The sequence below is a fragment of the Acidovorax sp. SRB_14 genome (assembly GCF_012932145.1).
Lineage (GTDB): Bacteria > Pseudomonadota > Gammaproteobacteria > Burkholderiales > Burkholderiaceae_C > Simplicispira.
This window is the reverse complement of the sequence record NZ_MWOK01000008.1, coordinates 76,218-96,464: the sequence shown is the minus strand read 5'-3', so window position 1 is coordinate 96,464 and position 20,247 is coordinate 76,218. Positions and strand designations below refer to the sequence as shown.

General features: G+C 65.1%; 18 protein-coding genes. 12 read left to right on the top strand and 6 right to left on the bottom strand.

Annotated elements, in window-relative coordinates; all coding sequences use genetic code 11:
• Positions 1-15: 15 nt before the first annotated feature.
• The 9 genes from B2J86_RS08410 (at position 16) to B2J86_RS08370 (ending at position 9,761) form a co-directional block, all read left to right on the top strand.
• The gene (locus B2J86_RS08410; RefSeq protein WP_173025218.1) at positions 16-798 is read left to right on the top strand and encodes an ABC transporter ATP-binding protein; all 783 of its coding nucleotides are present in this window, start codon (positions 16-18) and stop codon (positions 796-798) included.
• A gap of 61 nt (positions 799-859) precedes the next feature.
• Positions 860-1,429 carry a cob(I)yrinic acid a,c-diamide adenosyltransferase gene (cobO, locus tag B2J86_RS08405; protein ID WP_173025217.1) on the top strand — a complete coding sequence of 190 codons (570 nt, stop codon included), beginning with the start codon at positions 860-862 and terminating at the stop codon, positions 1,427-1,429.
• Between the two features lie 39 nt (positions 1,430-1,468).
• A complete protein-coding gene (gene cbiB, locus B2J86_RS08400) occupies positions 1,469-2,512 on the top strand; it encodes an adenosylcobinamide-phosphate synthase CbiB (protein ID WP_173025216.1) in 1,044 nt (347 codons plus the stop codon).
• The gene (locus B2J86_RS08395) at positions 2,505-3,599 is read left to right on the top strand and encodes an aminotransferase class I/II-fold pyridoxal phosphate-dependent enzyme (protein WP_254068008.1); all 1,095 of its coding nucleotides are present in this window, start codon (positions 2,505-2,507) and stop codon (positions 3,597-3,599) included. The genes cbiB and B2J86_RS08395 overlap by 8 nt, the downstream gene beginning before the upstream one ends.
• Before the next feature lie 144 nt (positions 3,600-3,743).
• The gene (locus tag B2J86_RS08390) at positions 3,744-4,664 is read left to right on the top strand and encodes a patatin-like phospholipase family protein (protein WP_169168259.1); all 921 of its coding nucleotides are present in this window, start codon (positions 3,744-3,746) and stop codon (positions 4,662-4,664) included.
• Positions 4,665-4,716: 52 nt separating this feature from the next.
• On the top strand, positions 4,717-6,231 hold the full coding sequence (locus tag B2J86_RS08385) for a cobyric acid synthase (protein ID WP_371736302.1): 1,515 nt from the start codon (positions 4,717-4,719) through the stop codon (positions 6,229-6,231).
• Positions 6,232-6,240: 9 nt separating this feature from the next.
• Positions 6,241-7,377, top strand: coding sequence for a nicotinate-nucleotide--dimethylbenzimidazole phosphoribosyltransferase (gene cobT, locus B2J86_RS08380; RefSeq protein ID WP_173025215.1), 1,137 nt, complete (start codon positions 6,241-6,243; stop codon positions 7,375-7,377).
• Positions 7,378-7,700: 323 nt separating this feature from the next.
• Positions 7,701-8,678 (top strand): tripartite tricarboxylate transporter substrate binding protein, encoded by a 978-nt coding sequence (locus tag B2J86_RS08375; RefSeq protein WP_173025214.1) that lies wholly within the window; start codon positions 7,701-7,703, stop codon positions 8,676-8,678.
• Positions 8,679-8,708: 30 nt separating this feature from the next.
• Positions 8,709-9,761, top strand: a complete 1,053-nt coding sequence (locus tag B2J86_RS08370; protein WP_173025213.1) for a porin — start codon at positions 8,709-8,711, stop codon at positions 9,759-9,761.
• Between the two features lie 126 nt (positions 9,762-9,887).
• Here B2J86_RS08370 and B2J86_RS08365 read toward each other — a convergent pair whose 3' ends face one another.
• Complete coding sequence (locus B2J86_RS08365) at positions 9,888-10,790, bottom strand: IclR family transcriptional regulator (RefSeq protein ID WP_173025212.1); 903 nt, start codon at positions 10,788-10,790, stop codon at positions 9,888-9,890.
• On the opposite strand from B2J86_RS08365, the gene B2J86_RS08360 reads away from it, so the two are divergent.
• Positions 10,776-11,180: a limonene-1,2-epoxide hydrolase family protein gene (locus B2J86_RS08360; protein ID WP_169635624.1), complete on the top strand. Its 405-nt coding sequence runs from the start codon at positions 10,776-10,778 to the stop codon at positions 11,178-11,180. The two genes, B2J86_RS08365 and B2J86_RS08360, sit on opposite strands and share 15 nt — an antisense overlap.
• Positions 11,181-11,218: 38 nt before the next feature.
• The gene (locus tag B2J86_RS08355) at positions 11,219-12,202 is read left to right on the top strand and encodes an SDR family NAD(P)-dependent oxidoreductase (RefSeq protein WP_173025211.1); all 984 of its coding nucleotides are present in this window, start codon (positions 11,219-11,221) and stop codon (positions 12,200-12,202) included.
• A gap of 257 nt (positions 12,203-12,459) precedes the next feature.
• Here B2J86_RS08355 and B2J86_RS08350 read toward each other — a convergent pair whose 3' ends face one another.
• The 5 genes from B2J86_RS08350 to B2J86_RS08330 are packed head-to-tail and all read right to left on the bottom strand — an operon-like array spanning position 12,460 to position 19,300.
• Positions 12,460-13,716, bottom strand: coding sequence for an acetyl-CoA acetyltransferase (locus tag B2J86_RS08350; protein WP_254068007.1), 1,257 nt, complete (start codon positions 13,714-13,716; stop codon positions 12,460-12,462).
• Positions 13,717-13,737: 21 nt separating this feature from the next.
• Positions 13,738-15,207 (bottom strand): carotenoid oxygenase family protein, encoded by a 1,470-nt coding sequence (locus tag B2J86_RS08345; RefSeq protein ID WP_173025210.1) that lies wholly within the window; start codon positions 15,205-15,207, stop codon positions 13,738-13,740.
• A gap of 20 nt (positions 15,208-15,227) precedes the next feature.
• The gene (locus B2J86_RS08340; protein ID WP_371736299.1) at positions 15,228-16,073 is read right to left on the bottom strand and encodes an alpha/beta fold hydrolase; all 846 of its coding nucleotides are present in this window, start codon (positions 16,071-16,073) and stop codon (positions 15,228-15,230) included.
• A 2-nt stretch (positions 16,074-16,075) separates the two neighbouring features.
• Positions 16,076-17,848 carry a class I adenylate-forming enzyme family protein gene (locus B2J86_RS08335; protein WP_173025209.1) on the bottom strand — a complete coding sequence of 591 codons (1,773 nt, stop codon included), beginning with the start codon at positions 17,846-17,848 and terminating at the stop codon, positions 16,076-16,078.
• Positions 17,849-17,851: 3 nt separating this feature from the next.
• Complete coding sequence (locus B2J86_RS08330; protein ID WP_371736297.1) at positions 17,852-19,300, bottom strand: carotenoid oxygenase family protein; 1,449 nt, start codon at positions 19,298-19,300, stop codon at positions 17,852-17,854.
• Positions 19,301-19,415: 115 nt separating this feature from the next.
• On the opposite strand from B2J86_RS08330, the gene B2J86_RS08325 reads away from it, so the two are divergent.
• Complete coding sequence (locus B2J86_RS08325; protein ID WP_169168271.1) at positions 19,416-20,210, top strand: IclR family transcriptional regulator; 795 nt, start codon at positions 19,416-19,418, stop codon at positions 20,208-20,210.
• Positions 20,211-20,247 lie beyond the last annotated feature (37 nt).

The following is a 20,247-nucleotide window of genomic DNA, read 5'->3' as shown; positions in this document are numbered from 1 at the left end:
CGGAATACTCCTGAAATGATGGCTTTCAGTGCAAGCCAGGTAAGCGTCAGCCTCGGAAGCAAGCCGGTATTGCACAGCGTGGACTTGCAGCTGCGCGCAGGCCGCTGGACCAGCATCGTCGGCCCCAACGGCGCCGGCAAATCGACCCTGCTCAAGGCACTGGCCGGCCTGCTGCCGAGCAGCGGCCCGGTGCAGTTGCTCGGCCGCCCGCTGCACGCCTGGAGCCGGCGCGAGCGCGCGCGCGCCTTGTCGTGGCTGGGCCAGAACGAAAGCGCGGCCGACGACCTCACGGTGTACGACGTCGCCATGCTCGGGCGCCTGCCGCACCAGGGCTGGATGGCGCCGCCGGGCCGCGCCGACCACGCCGCGGTCGAGCAGGCGCTGCGCGCGACGCAGGCCTGGGACTGGCGCGCGCGCGCGCTCGGCCAGCTCTCGGGCGGCGAGCGCCAGCGCGTGCTGCTGGCCCGCGCCCTTGCGGTGCAGGCGCAGGTGCTGCTGATGGACGAACCGCTGGCCAACCTCGACCCGCCGCACCAGGCCGACTGGCTGCTGCTGGCGCGCGCGCTCGCGGCGCAGGGCACGACGGTGGTCAGCGTGCTGCACGAGCTGTCGATGGCGCTGCACGCCGACGACGTGGTGGTGCTGGCCGGCGGGCGCGTGCAGCACCATGGCGCGGCGGGCGATGCGGCCACGCACCGCGCGCTCGAGCGCGTGTTCGACCAGCGCATTGCGATCCATGCGGTCGCCGGGCAGTGGGTGGCGCTGCCCCAGCTGCAGAGCGCGGGCGCACCGCCCTGATTTTTTGGGGCGGCGCCGGCCTTGGCCGTGCGTGCGCCCGCTGTTTTTTGGAGAGTCCCCGATGCAGATTGAAACCCCACCCCAAGCCAAGCCCTACGACAAGCCCGAGGGCGAACGCCGCGGCCTGGTCATCGTCCACACCGGGAACGGCAAGGGCAAGAGCACGGCCGCGTTCGGCCTGGCGCTGCGCGCGCACGGGCGTGGCAAGGCCGTGAAGATTTTCCAGTTCATGAAGGTGCCGACGGCGCGCTTTGGCGAGCACCGCATGTTCGAACAGATCGGCATCCCCATCGAGGGCCTGGGCGACGGCTTCAGCTGGAAGAGCCAGGACCTGGAGCACTCGGCGCAGCTCGCGCGCGACGGCTGGGAGAAGGCGCGCGCGGCGATCCTCGCGGGCGGGCATTTCCTGGTTGTGCTCGACGAAATCACCTACCCGCTGATCTATGGCTGGCTGCCGCTCGAACCCGTGCTGGAGACGCTGCGCAGCCGCCCCAAGGACGTACACGTGGTGCTCACGGGCCGGCGCTGCCCGCCGGAGATCATCGAACTGGCCGACACCGTGACCGAGATGGCGCTGGTTAAGCACGCCTTCCAGGCCGGCATTCCGGCGCAGCGCGGCATCGAGGACTGAGACGGCATGAACGAGCCCGCCGTCGTCCCAAGGCATTGAATGGACCTATTTGCGCTGCTGCACCCGCTGGCCGCACAGCCGCTGCCGGGCGCCGCCTGCGTGCTGCTGGCGCTGCTGGTGGCGCTGGCGGTGGACGCGCGCTGGGGGGAGCCGCCCGCGCGCTGGCACCCGGTCGTGTGGATGGGCCGCGCGCTGGGCGCACTGGACCAGCGCATTGCACCGGCCGCCGCCACGGGCCGTGACTGGAAGTGTTTTTGGCTTGCAGCCCTTGCCTGGTCTGCGCTGGCTGCTATGGTTTTAGTCGTTTCCGTGCTGCTGCAGGCGGCCGTGCTGGGCGCTTGGGTGCCCGTGCCGCCCGCCGGTGCGCTGCAGGCCGCGGCGCGCTGCGGCCTGACCGCGCTGCTGCTGGGGCTGCTGCTCAAGCCGCTGCTGGCGCTGGCGCTGCTGCAAAGCGAGGTGCGCGCCGTCGAGGCGGCGCTGGGAGAATCGCTCGGCGCCGGGCGTGCGCGGCTGGCCTGGCTGGTCAGCCGCGACGTCGCGCAGTTGAGTGCCGACGAGGTGCGCCAGAGCGCCATCGAGTCGCTCGCCGAGAACCTCAACGACTCGGTGGTCGCGCCGCTGTTCTGGTTCGTGCTGCTCGGCCTGCCGGGCGCCGCGCTGTACCGCCTGGCCAACACCGCCGACGCCATGTGGGGCTACCCCGGCCTGCGCGGCGGGCGCTACTGGCAGTGGGCCGGCAAATGGGCCGCGCGCGCCGACGACGCGCTGTCGTGGCTGCCGGCGCGCCTGACCGCGCTGCTGCTGGCCCTGGCCGCCGGCGGCGTGCCGCTGCGTGCGCTGGCGCGCGAGGCGCGGCGCACGCCCTCGCCCAACAGCGGCTGGCCGATGGCGGCGATGGCGCTGGCGCTCGGCGTGCGCCTGTCCAAGCCGGGCGCGTACTGCCTGCACGCGACCGGGCGTGCGCCCACGCAAGGCGATGCGCAGCGGGCGCAAGCATTGGTGTCAAAAGTGGCTCTAGCGCTTGTCCTGCTTGCGCTGACAGCTCTTGTTTTGATAGTTATTGGGATGCTGCACCATGGCTGATCTGGCGCAAGAACCCGACATGCCCGGCGCGCTGGCCCCAGCGCAGCCCGTGCACGGCGGCCCCGACGCGCTGGGTGCGGCGCGGCACGACTTCTCCACCAACAGCAACGCCTGCGGCCCGTGCCCGCAGGCGCTCGCCGCCGTGCAGCAGGCCGACGCCACGCGCTACCCCGACCCGGCCTACACCCACCTGCGCGCGCGCCTGGCGGCCTTTCACGGCGTGGCGCCGGCGCGCATCGTGCTGGCCGCCAGCGCCAGCGAGTTCATCCACCGCGTGACCGCTCTGGCGGCGCAGCGCGGCGTGCGCGCCGTGGCGCTGCCGGCGCACAGCTATGGCGACTACGCCCAGGCGGCGCAGGCGCGCGGCCTGCGGCTGTTGCGGCCGGCTGACGCCGGCCACGCCGCAGCCGGCCTGCACTGGGCGTGCGATCCGTCGAGTCCGCTCGGCGGCGCCGACCCGGCATGGGCCGCGTGGCGCGGCGCGCGCTCTGGGGCGTCCGAACACGCGGCGGCCGGTGCCCTGCGCGTGCTCGACTGCGCTTATGCGCCGCTGCGCCTGCACACCGGACACGGCGTTGCCGGCCCCCGCGCCTGGGAGGTGCCGGACACCGGCCTGGCCACGTGGCAGTTCTGGACGCCCAACAAGGCGCTGGGCCTGACCGGCGTGCGCGCCGCCTACGCGATTGCGCCGCCCGGTGCGGACGCCGATGTGGCCGCGCTCCATGCCCTGGCGCCATCGTGGCTCGTCGGCGCGCACGGCGTCGCCTTGCTGGACTGCTGGGCCGATCCCGCCACCCAGCATTGGCTGGCCCACTGCCTGCCCGTGCTGCGCGACTGGAAGGCGCGCCAGCAGGCGCTGTGCGCCGACCTCGGCTGGGCCGTGGTGACTGGCAGTCAGGCCAACTATTTCTGTGCCCAGGTTCCCGCGGCTGGTGTGCAGGCCGCTGTGCGGCACCTGCGCACGCACGGCATCCAGGTGCGCGACTGCCGCTCGTTCGGCCTGCCCGGCACCGTGCGCCTGGGCGTGCTGCCTCCGGCGTCGCAGGACGCGCTGCGCTGGGCGTGGCTGGCTGGGAAGGGGCGCTGAGGCCTGGCGCGGTCCCAACACCGGGCGGTGGGCGCGGTCCGCGCAGCGTACGCGGTAAATTCAGGCCACTGCCCAGCCTGCCAACGGGCCACTCGGCCGCCGCCTTCGCAAGCCCCCTCAGAACGTCTGATCAGGAGAACCCTTTTGCAACCCAAACCCCCCCGCATCGGCTTGGCGCTCGGCAGTGGCTCGGCGCGCGGCTGGTCGCACATTGGCGTGATCAACGCGCTCGAGCGCGCCGGCATAGCTCCCGACATCGTTTGCGGCACGTCGATTGGCGCGCTCGTGGGCGCGGCCTATGCCGCCGGCGAACACGGGCGCCTGGAGCCCTGGGTGCGGGGCCTGAAGTGGCAGTCGGTGGTGGGCCTGCTCGACTGGAAGCTCGGCGGCGGGCTGATGGCCGGGGGCAAGCTGGCGCATTTTTTCCGCTCGCAGTACGACGACCCCGGCATCGAGCAGCTGCCCAAGGCCTTTGGCTGCGTGGCCACCGACCTGGCCAGCGGCCGCGAGGTCTGGCTGCGCGAGGGCCCGGTGATCGACGCGGTGCGCGCCTCGATCGCGCTGCCCGGGCTCTTCACCCCGGCGCAGCACGATGGTCGCCTGCTGGTCGACGGCGGCCTGGTCAACCCGGTGCCCGTGTCGCTGTGCCGCGCCATGGGCGCCGACATCGTGATCGCGGTCGACCTGAACTGGGAGCTGGTGACGCGGCGCCGTCCGCCCCTCCAGAAAGCGGCCTCCGAGAAAGAGGCCGAGCAGGTCAAGCAGGCCACGGCCTTGACGCACAGCGGCCGGCTGGAGGCGCTGCTGGCCCGCATGTGGCCCTTCAACGGAACGCCAAAGTCCGCTGCCATGCCGTCCATGCTGGGCGTGATGAGCGCGAGCCTGAACATCATGCAGGTGCGCATCACGCAGAGCCGCCTGGCCGGCGAGCCGGCCGACGCGATGATCCGCCCGCGCCTGCCCGACCTCGGGGCCATGGACTTCCACCGCGGCGCCAGTGCCATCGACGAAGGCGAGCGCGCCACCGAACTGGCGCTGCCGATGATCCGGGGGCTGCTGGCCTGACACCCGCCTGGCGCCGCCCGGCAAGCCGCGCCGCCGCTCACACCATGAACCCATGACCACCACCGCACCCTTCCACAAGACGACCCCCGGCCCCGCGCGCTGCGTGATGGTGCTGGGCACTACCAGCGGCGCGGGCAAAAGCTGGCTGACCACCGCGCTGTGCCGCTGGTACGGGCGCCAGGGCCTGAAGGTGGCGCCTTTCAAGGCGCAGAACATGAGCAACAACGCGCGCGTCGTGGTGGGGCCTGACGGCCAGCTGGGCGAGATCGGATCGGCCCAGTACTTCCAGGCCCTGGCCGCGCGCGCCACGCCCGAGGTGCGCATGAACCCGCTCCTGCTCAAGCCCGAGGCCGACACGCACAGCCAGGTCGTGCTGATGGGGCAGGTGAGCGCCGAACTCACGGCGCTGCCCTGGCGCGGCCGCAGCGAGAAGGTCTGGCCGCAGATCGCCGCCGCGCTCGACGTCTTGCGCGCCGAGAACGACGTGGTGGTGATCGAGGGCGCCGGCTCGCCGGCCGAGATCAACCTGCACGCCAGCGACATCGTCAACATGCGCGTGGCGCGCCATGCGCAGGCGCGCTGCCTGCTGGTGACCGACATCGACCGCGGCGGCGCGTTTGCGCACCTGTACGGCACCTGGGCGCTGTTGCCCGAGGACGAGCGTGCGCTGATCAACGGTTTTGTGCTCAACAAGTTCCGCGGCGACGCCGCCTTGCTGGCGCCCGCGCCGCAGATGCTGCAAGCGCTGACCGGCGTGCCCACCGTCGCCACCATCCCGATGTGGTGGCAGCACGGCCTGCCCGAGGAAGACGGCGTGTTCGACGACCGCAGCAGCACGGGCGGCACGGTGCACACCACCATCGCCGTCATCGCCACGCCGCGCATCAGCAACCTGGACGAATTCCAGCCGCTCAAGAACCTGCCCGGCGTGCGCCTGCGCTGGGCGCGCAGTCCGGCCGACGTGGCCGGTGTCGACTGGATCGTGCTGCCCGGCTCGAAGGCCACGGCGGCCGACCTGGCCTGGCTGCGCACGCAGGGCCTGGACAGCGCCATTGCCGCCCACGCCGCGCGCGGCGGCGCCGTACTGGGCGTGTGCGGCGGCCTGCAGATGCTGGGCGAGGCGCTGATCGACCCCGACGGCATCGACGGCAACGGCCCGGGCCTCGGCCTGCTGCCGCTGGTCACCGTGTTCGAGCCCGCCAAGACGGTACGCCAGACCCAGGCGCGCTTTGGCGCGCTCGCGGCCGGCCCGTGGGCGGCGCTGTCGGGCGTGCAGGTGGCAGGCTACGAAATCCACCACGGCCAGACCGCGCAGCACACCGCCATGGCGGCTGCGGGCGACGTGGCACGCGAAGCGATTCCAGGTCTGGCCTGGCAGAACCGCGCCGGCAACGTGCTGGGCCTGTACCTGCACGGCCTGTTCGAGGACCCGGCCGCGCTGCAGGCCCTGTTTTCCACACCGGGCGACGCGCCCGTGCGCACGCTCGACGCCGTGTTCGACGGCCTGGCCGATGCGCTGGAGGCGCACTTTGCGCCCGGCGTCCTGCAATCCCTGATCCACCGCTGAATGCTTTCCATGTCCCTCACCTGCACGATTCCCAGCATCCCCGACCTGCACGACGCCGCGCTGAGCGCGCGCCTGCAGCACCGCATCGACCGCAAGACCAAGCCCCTGGGCGCGCTGGGCCGCCTCGAGCAACTGGCGCTGCGCCTCGGCCAGATCCTCGGCAGCGAGGCGCCGCAGCTCGAACACCCGCAAATGCTGGTCTGCGCCGGCGACCACGGCCTGGCGGCGCGCGGCGTCTCGGCCTACCCGAGCGACGTGACCTGGCAGATGGTCGAGAACTTTCTGGCCGGCGGCGCCGCCGTGAGCGTGCTGGCGCGCCAGCACGGCCTGGCGCTCACCGTGGTCGATTGCGGCGTGGCGCGCGACATCGCCCCGCGCGCCGCTGCGCCGGGCCAGCCGCAACTGCTGCTGCGCAAGGTGGCGCGCGGCACGCAGGATGCGTCCACCGGCCCCGCTATGACCGCTGCGCAGTGCGCGCAGGCGATCGACAACGGCCGGGAGGTCGTGCGCGGATTGAGCGGCAATGCCCTGCTGCTCGGCGAAATGGGCATAGGCAACACCTCGGTGGCGTCTCTGCTGCTCGCGCGGCTGTGCGGCGTTGCGCTGGAGGACTGCACTGGCGCCGGCACCGGCCTGGACGCTGCGGGCGTGGCGCGCAAGCGCGCCGTGCTGGCGCAGGCGCTGGCGGCCAATGAACGCGCCGTCGAACCGCTCGACGCCCTTGCGGCCCTGGGCGGCTTCGAGGTCGCCACGCTCGTGGGCGCCGTGCTGCAGGCCGCGTCAGAGCGCCGCGTGATCGTCGTCGATGGCTTCATCACGGGCGCCGCCGTGCTGGTCGCCGCGCGCCTGCAGCCCCACGTGCTGCAGCGCTGCGTGTTCGCCCACGGCTCTGCCGAGCCGGGCCATGCGCATCTGCTGGCGCAACTGCAGGCCCGGCCGCTGCTGGACCTGGGCCTGCGTCTGGGCGAGGGCTCGGGCGCGGCGCTGGCCTGGCCGCTCTTGCAGTCGGCCTGCGCAGTTCTGCGCGAAATGGCCAGCTTTGATGCGGCGGGGGTCTCGGAGCGGGCCTGCGCCGTGACGCCACCCCGGCCCATCGCCGCAGGGATTGCCATTGCGCTGCAGTTCCCGGCGGAGGGTGGCGGATGAGCGCTGCACTGGCCGTGCAATCGCCCGCACGCCGCAGTTCTGCCGTTTGCGGAGGCTGAGGACGGCGCGGTCTGCCGACGCTGGGGGCCGCAGTGCGCGGGAGGAGTGCCTCTGCCGACCTTGCAGGTGGGCCGCTGTCGCACGCCACTTTTGGCTCCGCCCTTGCCACATCCTCCGTTCCACCTAGTAGATACCCCGAGTAATCCCAAGGGGTGAGAAAACCCTGTTTTTCCTGCGCTGCAGAAGAACAGCTGCACCTAAATTCAGTTACGCATACACCTCTACTGGGTAGTTACTTTGATATTGATCAATTGGAGACAAAAATGCCGAATTTGAGCCGCAGGCAGTTCACCAAGGTTTTAGCCGGGGCAGGGGCCGCCGTATTTTCAGGCGGTCACGCTTGGGCTCAAAGTAATGCGTTGATGCGCATTGTGGTGCCATTTGCGCCCGGCGGTGGCGGCGATGTCTTGGGGCGCATTTTCGCAGAAAAGATGGCGACGGAGATGCGTCGCACCATCATTGTCGAAAACAAGCCGGGCGGCAGCACAACCATTGGTACGGATTTTGTTGCCAAGGCAAAGCCGGATGGCAATACCATCCTGCTGACCATCCCATTGCTACTGCAGACTTATTACCTCTTCAACAAGCTGCCCTACGATCCGTTCAATGACATCAAGCCTGTGGTGGATTTGATCAAGAGCCCCTTGTGGATTGCCGTCAGCACCCAGAAGACCAGTGCCAATAATTTCACGGAACTGGTAAAGGAAGTCAAGGCCAATCCAAAGACCCACATATATGGTTCGATTGGAAATGGGTCTACCTCCCACATCCTTGGCAATCAGTTGAATAAGGTTTCGAACCTGGACATGCTACATGTTCCCTACAAAGGTTCGGCCCAGGTCAGCATGGCGCTGGCGTCCGGTGAAATCACCATGACAATTCTGGACCTGGTGACGCTGAATGCCCTGATACCGACCGGAAAAATCAAACTCATCGCGGTCACCGGCACGGAGCGTTCTCCACTGACGCCCAGCATTCCCACATTGGCCGAGCAAGGGTATTCGGGTTTTGAATTACCGACCTGGGCGGGGTTCTTTGTGCCCAAGAATACCCCGCCTGAAATCATCCAGAACATTCGCGAAGTTTCCATCAAGATCATGAATCTTCCGGAAATTCAATCGCGATTCAAGGATTTGGGTTATGTGGCGGGAGGCAAGTCGACAGCAGACTTTCAAAAGCAGCTGAGTGAAGAGAATGCACGTTGGGGGCGCCTCATCAAAGACAGTGGCATCGAAATATAAAATCATTCCAATACCATCAGGAGACCGATAATGACCAAAAATAAATTTGCAAAAGCCTGGCCACTTGCCATTCTGGCATTGGCGCCCGCCGCCTGGGCTCAGTCCCAACTGACCCTGTACGGGATCATTGATACGAATATCGAGTATGTGAATCACCAGCCCAAAGGAGGCAATGAGTCCGCGTCCCTGCTGCGCATGAGCAACTCTGGCTTGCAAGGGCCGCGCGTGGGTTTTCGCGGCGTGGAAGACCTGGGCGGTGGTTTGAAAGCGATTTTCACCTTGGAGCATGGGTTCAATTCCGACACCGGCACCAATGCGGATGCCGCCAAGTTTTTCAATCGCGGCGCTTTTGTCGGATTGCAAAGCGCCAACCACCGTGTGACGCTGGGCCGGCAGTACACATCGTTGTTTGACGCGTTGCTGTTCATCGTCCCGCTGGCCTACGCTGGCGCCTACGAACCGTTCAGCCCCCTGCTGGGCGGCCTGCGCAACGACAACTCCGTCAAATACCGTTTCAATGCGGACGCCTTGAGCGCGCAAGTGCACTACGCATTTGGCGAGCAAACGTCCTCCACGTCCGCAAGCGCTGCATGGGGGGGACATTTCAGCTATGCCAACAAGGATCTGATGGCCACGCTGGCGTTCGACCAGCAGAACGGCGCCGACGTCAACGGAGCCCACTCGCGTGCACGCAAGGTGGCACTCGGCGCGGCCTACCAGTTCACACCCGCGGTACGCCTGTCCACCGGCTACCGCTGGGGCGAGAGCAAGGACGCTGCGGGGGGCATCGCGCTGCGCGATGATTTCTACTGGCTTGGCGTGAACTACCAAGCGACCGGTGCCCTGACGCTCAATGCCGCGTACTACCTGGATGACATCAAGCAGCGCGCCGGCGCAGGCAACCAACCGCGTCAACAGCAGCTCACGCTGCAAGCGATCTACGCGTTGTCGAAGCGCACCGACCTCTACGGCGGGGCGGCGTATGCAAAAAATGGGGGGCTCAACTTCGCGGCGCTCAGCACACTGGCAGTCGGCTCCAAGAACCAGTCGGGTGTGTCGCTGGGTATCCGCCACCGTTTCTGACGCCATCCGGCGCGGTGGCCGCCCGGGCGGCCATCCAATTCTGAACAGGCTAGTGACATGTGCCCTTCAGCCCTCCGATGGGTGCTGAAGGGCTTTTTGCCTGTGCCTTCCGGTTGCGCGTGCCAGTTAAACCAGCCCGGCCGCCACCCGCGAAACCTCGTCCAGCAGCAGTTGAGATAGTTCTTTGAGCCGCTCCGGGGTGGAGCGGTGTTGCGCCACAGCGATGCTCAGGCCGGCCCAGGTGTTGTCCGTCATGGGGAAGGCACAGCCCAGCCCATCGGCAGCGATCCGGGCGTCGGACACTTCCGAGTAGCCCTGCACGCGCGCACGCATCACCAGTTTCTTCAGTGCCGCGATGGGGTACTGGTGCCGGATGTACTCTGCCTCGTGCCTTGCCAGCAGGGCGTTCACTTCTTCGTCGGGCAGCTTGGCAAGCATGGCGATACCCGCCGCGCTGGCACCCAGCAGCCGCCGCACCCCGACCTCGACCACATAGGCGCGGGTCGTGTGGTCGCCTTCCACACGGCTCAGGCACACCACATAGTCTCCACTTCGGACCATGAGGAAGACCGCGTCGTCGGTGATGCGCGCCAGGCGCATCAACGTGGGCCGGAATTTTTCCGACAGCGCGTCCATGCCCGCAGAAGAGAATCCCCACTGCAGGGTTTCGATGCCCAGACGGTAACTTTTGGACGAACCGATTTTTTCCACGAAACCTTCCTCGAGCAGGCACAGCAAGAGTCGGTGCACCGTGGATTTGTCGATTTGCGATGCTTCGATCAGGTCCTTGAGGCGAATGCCCTTGGCATGTTGCGCGCCCACGATCCTCAGCAAACGCAGTACTTTGCTGGCGCTTTGCGTCCCCAGGACAGCCGGTTTCTTCTCATCCATTGGGAAATTCAATGACTTCAAGTTGTGAAAGCTGCGCGATGCGAATGTAATGAATCGGCATGAAGAAGAGCGTCCAGCATCCGGCTCTTCTTTTAAATTGGAACATAACCTGAAGGAGAAGACATGACGGAACCGCAAATCAGCGACGAAATGAAAATCAGTGTTTTCATGGCCATGAAGGACGGCTGGGAGAAAAAGGACTGGAGAGCGTGTGCTGACCTGATGGCGGAAGACGGCATTTTACACTCCGTCATGCTGACGCCCTGCATCGGGCGAGAAAATTTCTTTGAGCGTGTGCGCAAGACGGAAAAACCCAACAAAAGTGTAAAACTGAATATTCGCACTATTGGGGTGGCGAACGGTGTTCTTTTTGTTGAGCGCGAGGATGAGATCGTGCTGGACGGGATTTCTCGCATTGTCCCCACGACCGGGATTATTGAATTTTCCGGCAGCAAAATTTCCCACTGGCGCGAATATTATGATCGCACGACATTGCTGAACGCCGTCCAAGAGCCTGCAAACCATTAATTGTTGTGTTCTGAAGCTCAAATTGATCGGGTCAAAAAATGGCAAAAACACCGCTGTCAAAAATCATCAAATTCTACGTCCGATTTACTCCCAGCTACAGCGCAATTGGATATCACCTGCGGAGCATTTTCTGGAAGAATCGCCCCAACAAATTTGAGGGCCAGACCTGGCTGGTGACCGGTGGCTCGGAAGGAATCGGCGCGGCTGCGGCACGCAAGGGCGCCGAAGGCGGCGCGCACGTTATTTGCGTTGCCCGCGATCCTGCCAAGTTGCAGGCCTTTGCGCAAAGCGTTCAATCGCCTGTGTCTGTCACCTATCTGACGGCCGATTTTTCCAAAACCCGCGAGGTGTATGCGCTGGTCGAAAAAATTCGGGAATCTGGCCAGCGGTTGGATGTTCTGATCGACAATGTGGGAATTCAAAAGCACCAAATGGTGCTGACCGACGAGAAAATGGAATTCTCGTTTGTGACCAATATCCTCAGCCATCACATTCTCGTAAAAAGTCTGCTCGATAACAAAATCCTCAAGGATGACGCGACCGTGATCGAGGTCGCTTCAGGCGGCATGTACAACCATCGCATGGTGGTTGACGACCTGAACATCACCGATCCGGCCCGCTATATGGGCCCCCGGGCCTATGGCCTGGCCAAGCGTGCACAGGTCATGGTGATGGGATATTGGCGCGAGAAACAATCCCATCTGAACCAGAGGTTTTATGCCATGCACCCCGGCTGGGTCGACACCGCCAGCGTCAACCGCTCCATGCCACGCTTTGTCGCGATTTTGAAATCGGTATTGCGTGACCATGACAAGGGCGCAGACACCATCGTGTACCTGGCGCGAGAGCGGCCCCCCCAGCACCGCAAGGAAGCCATCTGGTTCGACCGCAAAGAGCGCAACACCCATATTTATGCCCATACCCCGGATCCGGCGGTATCTCCCGAGGATGTCGCGCGGAAGCTGGACAGCATCGCCGCTGCAGTTGCCTCCCAGCCAGAGCCTGTTCGCCAAGCCGCCTGAAAATAAATACCACCTGGCTCCGATATCCCTATGGATGTCGGAGCCAGGTTTTTTCTCTGAAATCTCCGCGCCCGTTGGGCGGCGTTCACGCCCTTTTCAAACCCAGTCCAGCGCATTGTTCAACGCGCGGACTGTGTTTCTCCAGCCTGGGCACAACGTCCTGAGCCCAGTCGCACTGTGCGCACCTGCCGCCCATCGAGCGGTCAGGTGGTTGCAGCCGCTGGCGCAGCGCCGATGAGCGGGCTGCAACAGAGATTTCACCGCTCTCGGTCTTTCTGCCCTTGCTCCACAACGAAGCTCACCACGGTGCCAAAAGACCCACCAATGTTGAGCGTTTGCATGCGTCGGGCGTTCGGGATTTGTGTCGCCCCGGCCTTGCCGGTGACCTGCCTGGCGCAGTCCAGCACCATGCGCACGCCTGTCGCGCCCACGGGATGCCCACCACCGATCAGGCCACCGCTCATGTTGATGGGGCAACGTCCACCGCGCTCGATGGAGCCGTCCTCCACCGCTTGCCAGCTCTGGCCAGGCTCGGTGAAGCCAAAGTGGTCGATGGCTACATATTCCGTGGTCGTGAAGCAATCGTGGGTCTCAATGCCGCTGAGATCGCCGATGCCGCCGATGCCCGCGCGGCGCCATGCGTCCTCGAGGGTTTGGCGCACATGCGGAAACACGTAGGCTTCACCTTTGCTCAGTTCGAACTTGTCCTTGAGCCGCAACACCGAGTTGCGGTGTCCCCAACCGGTGATCCGCGCCAGATCTTCGAGGCGCTGGCCCGCGCGGGCGGCGTACTCTTTGGCAAAACGCTCAGATGCCAGCACCACCGCGGCGCCGCCGTCCGTGACCTGCCCGCAGTCCTGGCGGCGTGTTCCTGGCTCAATCAGCGGATTGGCCTCATCGTCGTCGGTGAAGCTCAGTTCGTTGAACTGCCAGCTGCGCGTTTGTGCCAACGGATTGTGCTTGGCATGGCCGTAGTTCAGCTCTGCAATGCGGTTGAGGTATTTGCGATCCAGGCCATAGCGCTTGTCGTATTCGGCCGCCACGAGTCCAAACGCTGCAGGCCACATGAACTGGCAGTCGATCTCTTCGTGACCTTGCCAGGACGCGGCATTCTGGTTGCGCGATGCTTCGTGCCCCGAGGTGTTCTTGAACTCTTCCACGCCGAGCACCAAGACGCAGTCATAGCGCCCCGATTCAATTTCGGCCATCGCGCTGAGCACGCCCAGCGACGATGACGCGCAAGCGCCTTCGTGGCGCATTGCCGCGACGCCGTTCAGCGCGGGAACCACCTGCGCCACCATGGAGCCCAAGTGCGCTTGCTGACGCTGAAGTTCACCAAAGGCATTGCCCACGTGGATGCTTTCGATCGCCCCAGGCGCGATCTGGCACGCCTGCAGCGCGCCGAGCACGGTTTCGCGCACGATGTCCGAGAGGTCCTGCCCTTGCCGGGACCACGCTTTCGCAAAGTCTGTCTGGTAGCCGCCCAACACGTATGTAGCCTGCGTCATGTCCATAGTCTCCATTGAATTTCGGGTTCAGGCGCGCTGTTCGCCGCGCAGTTCAGAGGCGTCTGCCCAGCACGCATGCGTTCCGCTGCTGATGCGGTGGGGCAAGATGATGCGCGCCACGGGCCCCTGGCTCAGATCGCGCGCATCCAACACCACGCATTCCGACCGATCGGCCCGCATATCGGACACAAAGCTCACGACGTAACCGTCGTCTTCGGCCGTCGCGCCAGCGGCTGGAGCCATCGGGGATTCACTGCCAAAGCGGCCTTCGCCAAACCGGTATTCCTGCGTTGCGCCCGTGGTGTGGTCAAAGCGCAAAATGCCGTCAAACAGGAAGCTGTTGGGGTGGGCAACCATGTTGTACGAGTAGCGGTACGGCCTGCCCCAGAACTGGGCATTGATCATGCCGAACTCCAGGTATTGCTCGTGCAAGCGGCGCTCGACGACCGCGCCGGTGCGCATGTTCAGACGCCATTCGTAGATGGTCGGTCCATAGCGGCCCGGGCCCAGCGTTGCGCCTTTGTTGTCGAAGCCGGCTTGGGGCATGGGCCACTTCTGGTGGTAGCCATGCATGACGATTTCGTCGCCGTCTTCCCATGCGTTGAGCCAGTGCAGCACGTAGGTCGGGCTGGCTTCAAACCACTTCACCTCCGTTTGCGGCGCATGCCGGCGCGGCACCACGGCAAACCGGGCGGGCTTCGCACCGTCATAGCGGAGTTTGTGTTTGCCCTGCGGCAACAGGGACTCGTCCCAGTGCAGCGGAAAGTCGCCGAGGACCGCGAAATTTTCGGTGAACACCATGTCGTGCGGCAGCCGGGGACCCGCCAGCGGGACCGGCACGTAATGCACCAGTTTTTCCTGCGCGTCCACCTCGCCGTAGTGCATGTACGGTGCGTTCTTGCTGTAATTGAAGAACAGCAAATCGCCCGTGCGCGGGCAGACCTTGGGGTGTGCCGAGATTCCGTTGTCTTTGAGCACCTGGGCGCCCCAGGCAGACACGCCCAGCGGCTCCAAGGTTCTTGCATCAAAGCGGTACGGCTCCCCGCATTGGTAGAAAGTGGTCAGCGCCGTTCCCGCGTGCACGATCACGTCGGTGGCCGAGGTGTCCTTCAGCCCGCCGCGCGCACCCCAGCCAGCGCGTTGGGCGAGTTCCGGGCTGTCAATCAGGCCGGCATAGAGGGCCTGTCCGGCCTTGTGCTCTTCTTCAAAGCCCTTGGTGCGAAGGAAACGGTTGCGGTACTCGCACTTTCCGTTCCTGAAACTCAGCTGGTGCAGCATGCCATCGCCGTCGAAGGCATGGTGCACGCCCAAGGGCTGGTGCACCGGGTTTTGGGTGTTGCGCAGGTACACCCCATTGAGGCGCTGCGGAACGGTCCCGATCACCTCCAGGTCGGTCGCTGTGTATTCCACGTAGTTGGGCGCAAACGCGCCACTCATGAAAGGCGAATCCCATTGCGTGATGGTTGGCTGAATGCGTCCGACAATTTCTGTGTGCATGGCAGTGGTGTCCGGTGGGGTCAAGGTTGGGGCGCTGCGAAGCCTGCAGCAGGCATTGCATCCGACGCCATCGCGGGGCTGGAGTGGACCTGCACATCCCATGCCCCGGCCCCCTTCTTCGCTGAAACGGCGAGGGCGCGGCCAATCGCATCGGCGATGAGGTCCGGCTGCTCCCAGGGAAGCATGTGCCCTGCGTGCGGCACCAGTTGCAGCGTGGCGCCGGGGATCAGTGCCGCAAGCTCTTCGGACAGCTTTTTGGGCGTGATGCGATCGTCTTCGCCGCAGAGCACCTGCACGGGCAGCGACAGCGCCCTGATCCGCTCGCGCAGATCGCGGCGCTGCATGATGGCGCGGGTTTGGCGGATGGCGGTTGCACTGCCCACCTCGCGCATCATCTGCAGCAGCGGCTCGAGCTGTTCAGCCTCTCGTCCATAGGTGCCGTAGCGCGCAGTGCCTTGAATGGCCGCTTCGAAATCGGCTGCCAGAGCGGCGATGGCCTGCTCGCGGAACGGCGCCGTGCTGGCGCTTTCCGGGCGGGCAGAGGTCGACACCAGCCATGCGCCTGCCAGCGGCCTGCGCTGGTCGGCCAGCATTTCCAGAGCGACATAGCCGCCCATCGAAAAGCCTGCCACAAAGCACGGCGTTGCCGCCGGCAAATCCTGCACGCATTGCCAGGCATCGCTGGCCATGTCCACCGTGGTGGATTGCACGGTCACGTCGACAACATGGATGCGCGCAGTCTCGCCGAGGGTTTCCTGGAGCCGAGCGACCACGCCGTGCCAGATGACCGTGGTGTTCAACATGCCCGGGATCAACACCAGGGCCACCTGTCCAGCCGCCGTCGGGGTGTGGAGAGAAGATGCCACGCTCAGTCCTTCGCTCGGTGGGCCACGCAGCCCGTGGCAGCTGTTGCGGTGGAGGGCGCCTGCATCCGCTCCCGCAATACGCGCTTGAGCACCTTGCCCACGGGATTGCGGGGCAGTTCGCCGATCGTCTCGATGCGTTCAGGCAGCTTGAACGCAGCCACCTTGCCCACGTTCTTGAGATAGGCCACCAGCTCATCCAGTTCAAGGGCCTGCGTCGCATCCCTGGGCACCACGACGGCACAGACTTTCTCTCCGAGTACGTCGTCGGGCCATCCGATCACGGCGACCTCGCGCACCTTGGGGTGCGACAGCAGCAGGCTTTCGACTTCCTCGCATGAAATGTTCATGCCGCCCCGCACCACGATGTCCTTGCTGCGCCCTGCAAAACGGTAGTACTGCCCACGGTCGCCCGCGATGTCAAAGAGATCGCCCGTCTTGTAGAAGCCGAGTTCATCGAACGCATTCACGGTGAGCTCAGGGCTGTTGAAGTAGCCGGAGAACACCATCGGTCCCTTGAACCGCAGTTCACCCACCTTGCCCGGCGCACGGATTTCCTCTCCGCTGTCCACGTCGACCAGGCGCGTGGTGACCTTGTTCGCATGAACCGCCTTCCAGGCGAAGCCGTCGATGCCAAGGCGCGGAAAGTAGTTGGCGCGGTGTTGCTGGTTGGGGATGTCCTGGGGCGTGGACGACAGTGCAGCGCCCTCGTTGGAGCCGAAATAGTTGATGACTTCGATGCCGAAGCGCGCAGCAAACTGCTCCACCAACCACGGAGCCAACGGACCACCACCGGAGCCAATGCGCTTGAGGCGGCTCAGGTCCACCCCATCGAGCAGCTCCGGGGTTTTGAGGAGCATGCTCAACACCGCGGGGGCGGCAACGGTGTAATCGGTCGGGTTGTCTTGAAGCTGCCCGATGAACACCTTGAGGTCGAAGGGGTGGTGGTGGTGCAGACCGCCACCCGTCAACAGCCAGACGATGAGGCTGGTGGAAATGCCGGCCATGTTCACAAATGGGAACGGAATCACCATCTGTGCGCCGGGCTGCATTTGGCCGGCATCGATGACCGACGTGCCGACCAGCAGCCATTCGTTGTGGCTGCGCGGCACGCCCTTGGAGCGCGCTTCGGTGCCCGAAGTCCAGCAAATGGTGAACACGTCGTTGGCGGTGAGAGCGATGCGCGCCATGTGCGCACGCATGCCATCGTCGTCCCATGCGGGCGCCTGCAGCAGCAGGATGTCGAGGTCTTGCACGCCCTCGGGCAGGGGCTGACCGGAGGCATCGCCATAGGACCACACCCATTGCACCGAGGGCAGCAGCGGTTTCATCAGTGCGATTTCATGCGCTGCCTGGTACTTGCCCAGCCGCTGCGTCGTGATGACGCCTTTTGCCGCGGTGCTTGTGGCGACATGCACGAGCTCATGCGCCCGGTACTGCATCGGCACCGGCGAGACCACGACACCGCTGACCGCGCAGGCCAGGTAAATCGCATGCAACTGAACGCAGTTGGGAAGCTGCACGACGATCACATCGTCTTTGCCGACCCCTTGCGCGTGGAGCACGGCACACAAGGCTCCGACTTGCTCGCACAGCGCGCCCCAGCTCCAGTTTTGGGGCGCGCCACCGAAAAGCTCGGTGCGATTCGGCGGATCGGCCACGGCAAATGCCGCGCCGTTTTTTGCCGCCATATCGAGGAAATGCTCACCAAGCGTCAACGTGCCCCACCAGCCTTTGGACATGTACTCATCGATGGATTTCTGGCTTACCAAGATCATTATTTACTTCCATTTGTCAAGAGTTGCCTGGCTCACGTACGTGGCATGGAATCCGTGCGGAACCCGCCGTGGCAGGAGCACCCGAGCCACCGGGCCGTTGGCCATTCGGGCGTCTTTGGCATCAAAGATCTGGATCTCGGACTGCTCGCTGTGGGGGTTCCAGACAAACATGACGAGGTACCCATCGTCCTCCGACGTCGCGTTGTCGCGGGGGGCAAAGCCTGCCTCGTTGTAGAAGAACTGCGGGCCCGCGCTGTAGGCCACGTAGCCGCCGGTCTCCAGGTCGTACTTCACCAGGCCGGGGAAGCGTGGCTCTTCACGCCCTCCCTGCGGGAAGACCACGTGGTACGACCAGCGGTTCTTGCGGCCTTGGTAGGCGCTGTTGATCACCGGAAACTCGGTGTTGAGGACGTCGTCGATGACGCGCTCGCAGGTCTTGCCTGTCTGCAAATCAAAGCGCCACTCATAGAGCTGAAAGTCGCGCTGGCGTTGGTGGATGGTTTTTTCCAGCCGTTCGGCATCGGGTTCGCCGCTCTCGCGCGCATGCACGCGGTACGGCGTTCCCACCATCACGACTTCCCGGCCCTCCTCCCAGGCGTTCACCACGTGGAGCATGTAGGTGGGCTTGGCTTCAAACCACTGGATCTGCTCGGCACGGCCATGGCGCGGAACCACGCCAAACCGCGACGGCTGGTCGGCAAAGAAGCGCACCTTATAGCGGCCCGACGCCAACGCTTGCGGGTCGGGGCGCAGCGGAAAGTCGTGCAGGATGGAATAGTTGTCGGTGATCGCCATGTCGTGCGGCAACCCGGGCTGGTCCAACGGCACGTCGATGGCATGGCGCAATTGCCTGTCGGGCCCGACGACGCCGTAGCGCATGTACGGCGGCTTGGTGTCGTAATCGAAGAACATCAGCTCGCCCGTGTGTTCGTCCGGACGCGAATGCGCCGACAGGCGCTGGATCGCTCCCCCGTAGGTCTCAGGGCCCACGGTGTCGAGGGTGTGTGGATCGACGGCATAGGGCAGGCCGGACCGGTACCACATGGTCAGCAGGTGGCCGGCATGGTATTTCACGTCGGTGTTGGCGGTATTCTTCAGCGGGGCATCCGGCCTGTCGCTGCGCGGCGGCTCCTTGATGCCTTTCCACAGCGGTGCGCCTGCGTCCTGTTCCTCGCGCAGTCCATCGGTGTAGATCCACTTGTTGCGGTAGGTCACGCTGCCCTTGGCAAAGCGCACGGCGTGCAGCATGCCGTCACCGTCGTACGCGTGGTAGCGCCAGGTCGGGGGAAAGTAGGCATTCGGTCCGTTGCGGACGTACAGCCCGTTCATGTCCTCCGGCACCTTGCCGATCACCGGCAAATCGTCCCAGACGTCTTCCTGTTGAATCGGAGCGTTGTTGCCGTTGAGCGCGGGAATGTCGTGCACCGGCAGTTCTGTTGTGATAGCACCCACGTTCGTCATCCTTTTGCGCTCCATCAGGGAAGCGTTGAACGAATGTAGGAGCTGCGCCTTCAGAACCGCCTTAATATTTCGATATTCCACATTTGATATCGCTATTTCAGAACCTATGGAAAACACCATCAGTCGGCGGGTACCGGTTGGACTAGAGGAGTTTGCGGGCGACAAGCAATTCGCGACGACCCTGGCGCGCGGGCTGGAACTGCTGCATTGCTTTTCGCCCGAAAGGCCCATCCTGGGCAACAGCGAATTGGCGCAGATGCTGCACCTGCCCAAGGCCACGGTGTCGCGGCTCACCTATACGTTGATGTGCCTGGGCTATCTGACCGCCACCGAGTACTACGGAAAATACCGCCTCGGTTCCGCGACGCTGTCCGTCGGGTACCCGCTGCTGGCCCAGTTCACGTTCCGCCGCGCGGCGCGTCCATTGATGATGAAGCTGGCCAAAAGCCACAGTTGCAATGTGTCCGTCGCCATCCGCGACCGCCTGTCCATGGTCTACCTCGAAGTGATCCGGGTGTCTGACCGTGCTGTCTATTCCCACGATGTGGGCAGTGCCCATCCGCTTCTGGGCACCGCAGTCGGCCGGGCCTACCTGCAGGGTTGCACCCCCGCAGCGCGCGAAGCCCTGCTCAACCAGGTGCAGATCAAGGACCCCGCGCAGTGGTCGCGCTATGGCCCGAAGGTGTTGGAGAGCCTGCGTGACTATGCGCACTTCGGCTGTTGCACCGCCTTGGGCGAAGTGATGCCCGACGTGCAGGCGGTGGCGGTTCCCCTGGGCCGTGTCAACAACCTCGAAGTGGCCGCACTGAGCTGCACGTTTCAGGGCCGGGCGTTGGATGTGGACTGGCTGCGGCGGGATGTGGCCCCTGAGCTCCAGGCGCTGGCAAGGCAAATCGGATAAGGCCTCCGACGGCCTCTGGCACACCGGTCAGGCCAGG

Bases quoted from the DNA above. Each gene is read 5' to 3' on its own strand.
- B2J86_RS08360 (WP_169635624.1), top strand. From the start codon at position 10,776: ATGACGGAACCGCAAATCAGCGACGAAATGAAAATCAGTGTTTTCATG.
- B2J86_RS08355 (WP_173025211.1), top strand. From the start codon at position 11,219: ATGGCAAAAACACCGCTGTCAAAAATCATCAAATTCTACGTCCGATTT.
- B2J86_RS08325 (WP_169168271.1), top strand. From the start codon at position 19,416: ATGGAAAACACCATCAGTCGGCGGGTACCGGTTGGACTAGAGGAGTTT.
- cobO (WP_173025217.1), top strand. From the start codon at position 860: ATGCAGATTGAAACCCCACCCCAAGCCAAGCCCTACGACAAGCCCGAG.
- B2J86_RS08345 (WP_173025210.1), bottom strand. From the start codon at position 15,207: ATGCACACAGAAATTGTCGGACGCATTCAGCCAACCATCACGCAATGG.
- B2J86_RS08375 (WP_173025214.1), top strand. From the start codon at position 7,701: ATGCCGAATTTGAGCCGCAGGCAGTTCACCAAGGTTTTAGCCGGGGCA.
- B2J86_RS08395 (WP_254068008.1), top strand. From the start codon at position 2,505: ATGGCTGATCTGGCGCAAGAACCCGACATGCCCGGCGCGCTGGCCCCA.
- B2J86_RS08410 (WP_173025218.1), top strand. From the start codon at position 16: ATGATGGCTTTCAGTGCAAGCCAGGTAAGCGTCAGCCTCGGAAGCAAG.
- B2J86_RS08335 (WP_173025209.1), bottom strand. From the start codon at position 17,848: ATGATCTTGGTAAGCCAGAAATCCATCGATGAGTACATGTCCAAAGGC.
- cobT (WP_173025215.1), top strand. From the start codon at position 6,241: ATGTCCCTCACCTGCACGATTCCCAGCATCCCCGACCTGCACGACGCC.
- B2J86_RS08350 (WP_254068007.1), bottom strand. From the start codon at position 13,716: ATGGACATGACGCAGGCTACATACGTGTTGGGCGGCTACCAGACAGAC.
- B2J86_RS08385 (WP_371736302.1), top strand. From the start codon at position 4,717: ATGACCACCACCGCACCCTTCCACAAGACGACCCCCGGCCCCGCGCGC.
- cbiB (WP_173025216.1), top strand. From the start codon at position 1,469: ATGGACCTATTTGCGCTGCTGCACCCGCTGGCCGCACAGCCGCTGCCG.
- B2J86_RS08370 (WP_173025213.1), top strand. From the start codon at position 8,709: ATGACCAAAAATAAATTTGCAAAAGCCTGGCCACTTGCCATTCTGGCA.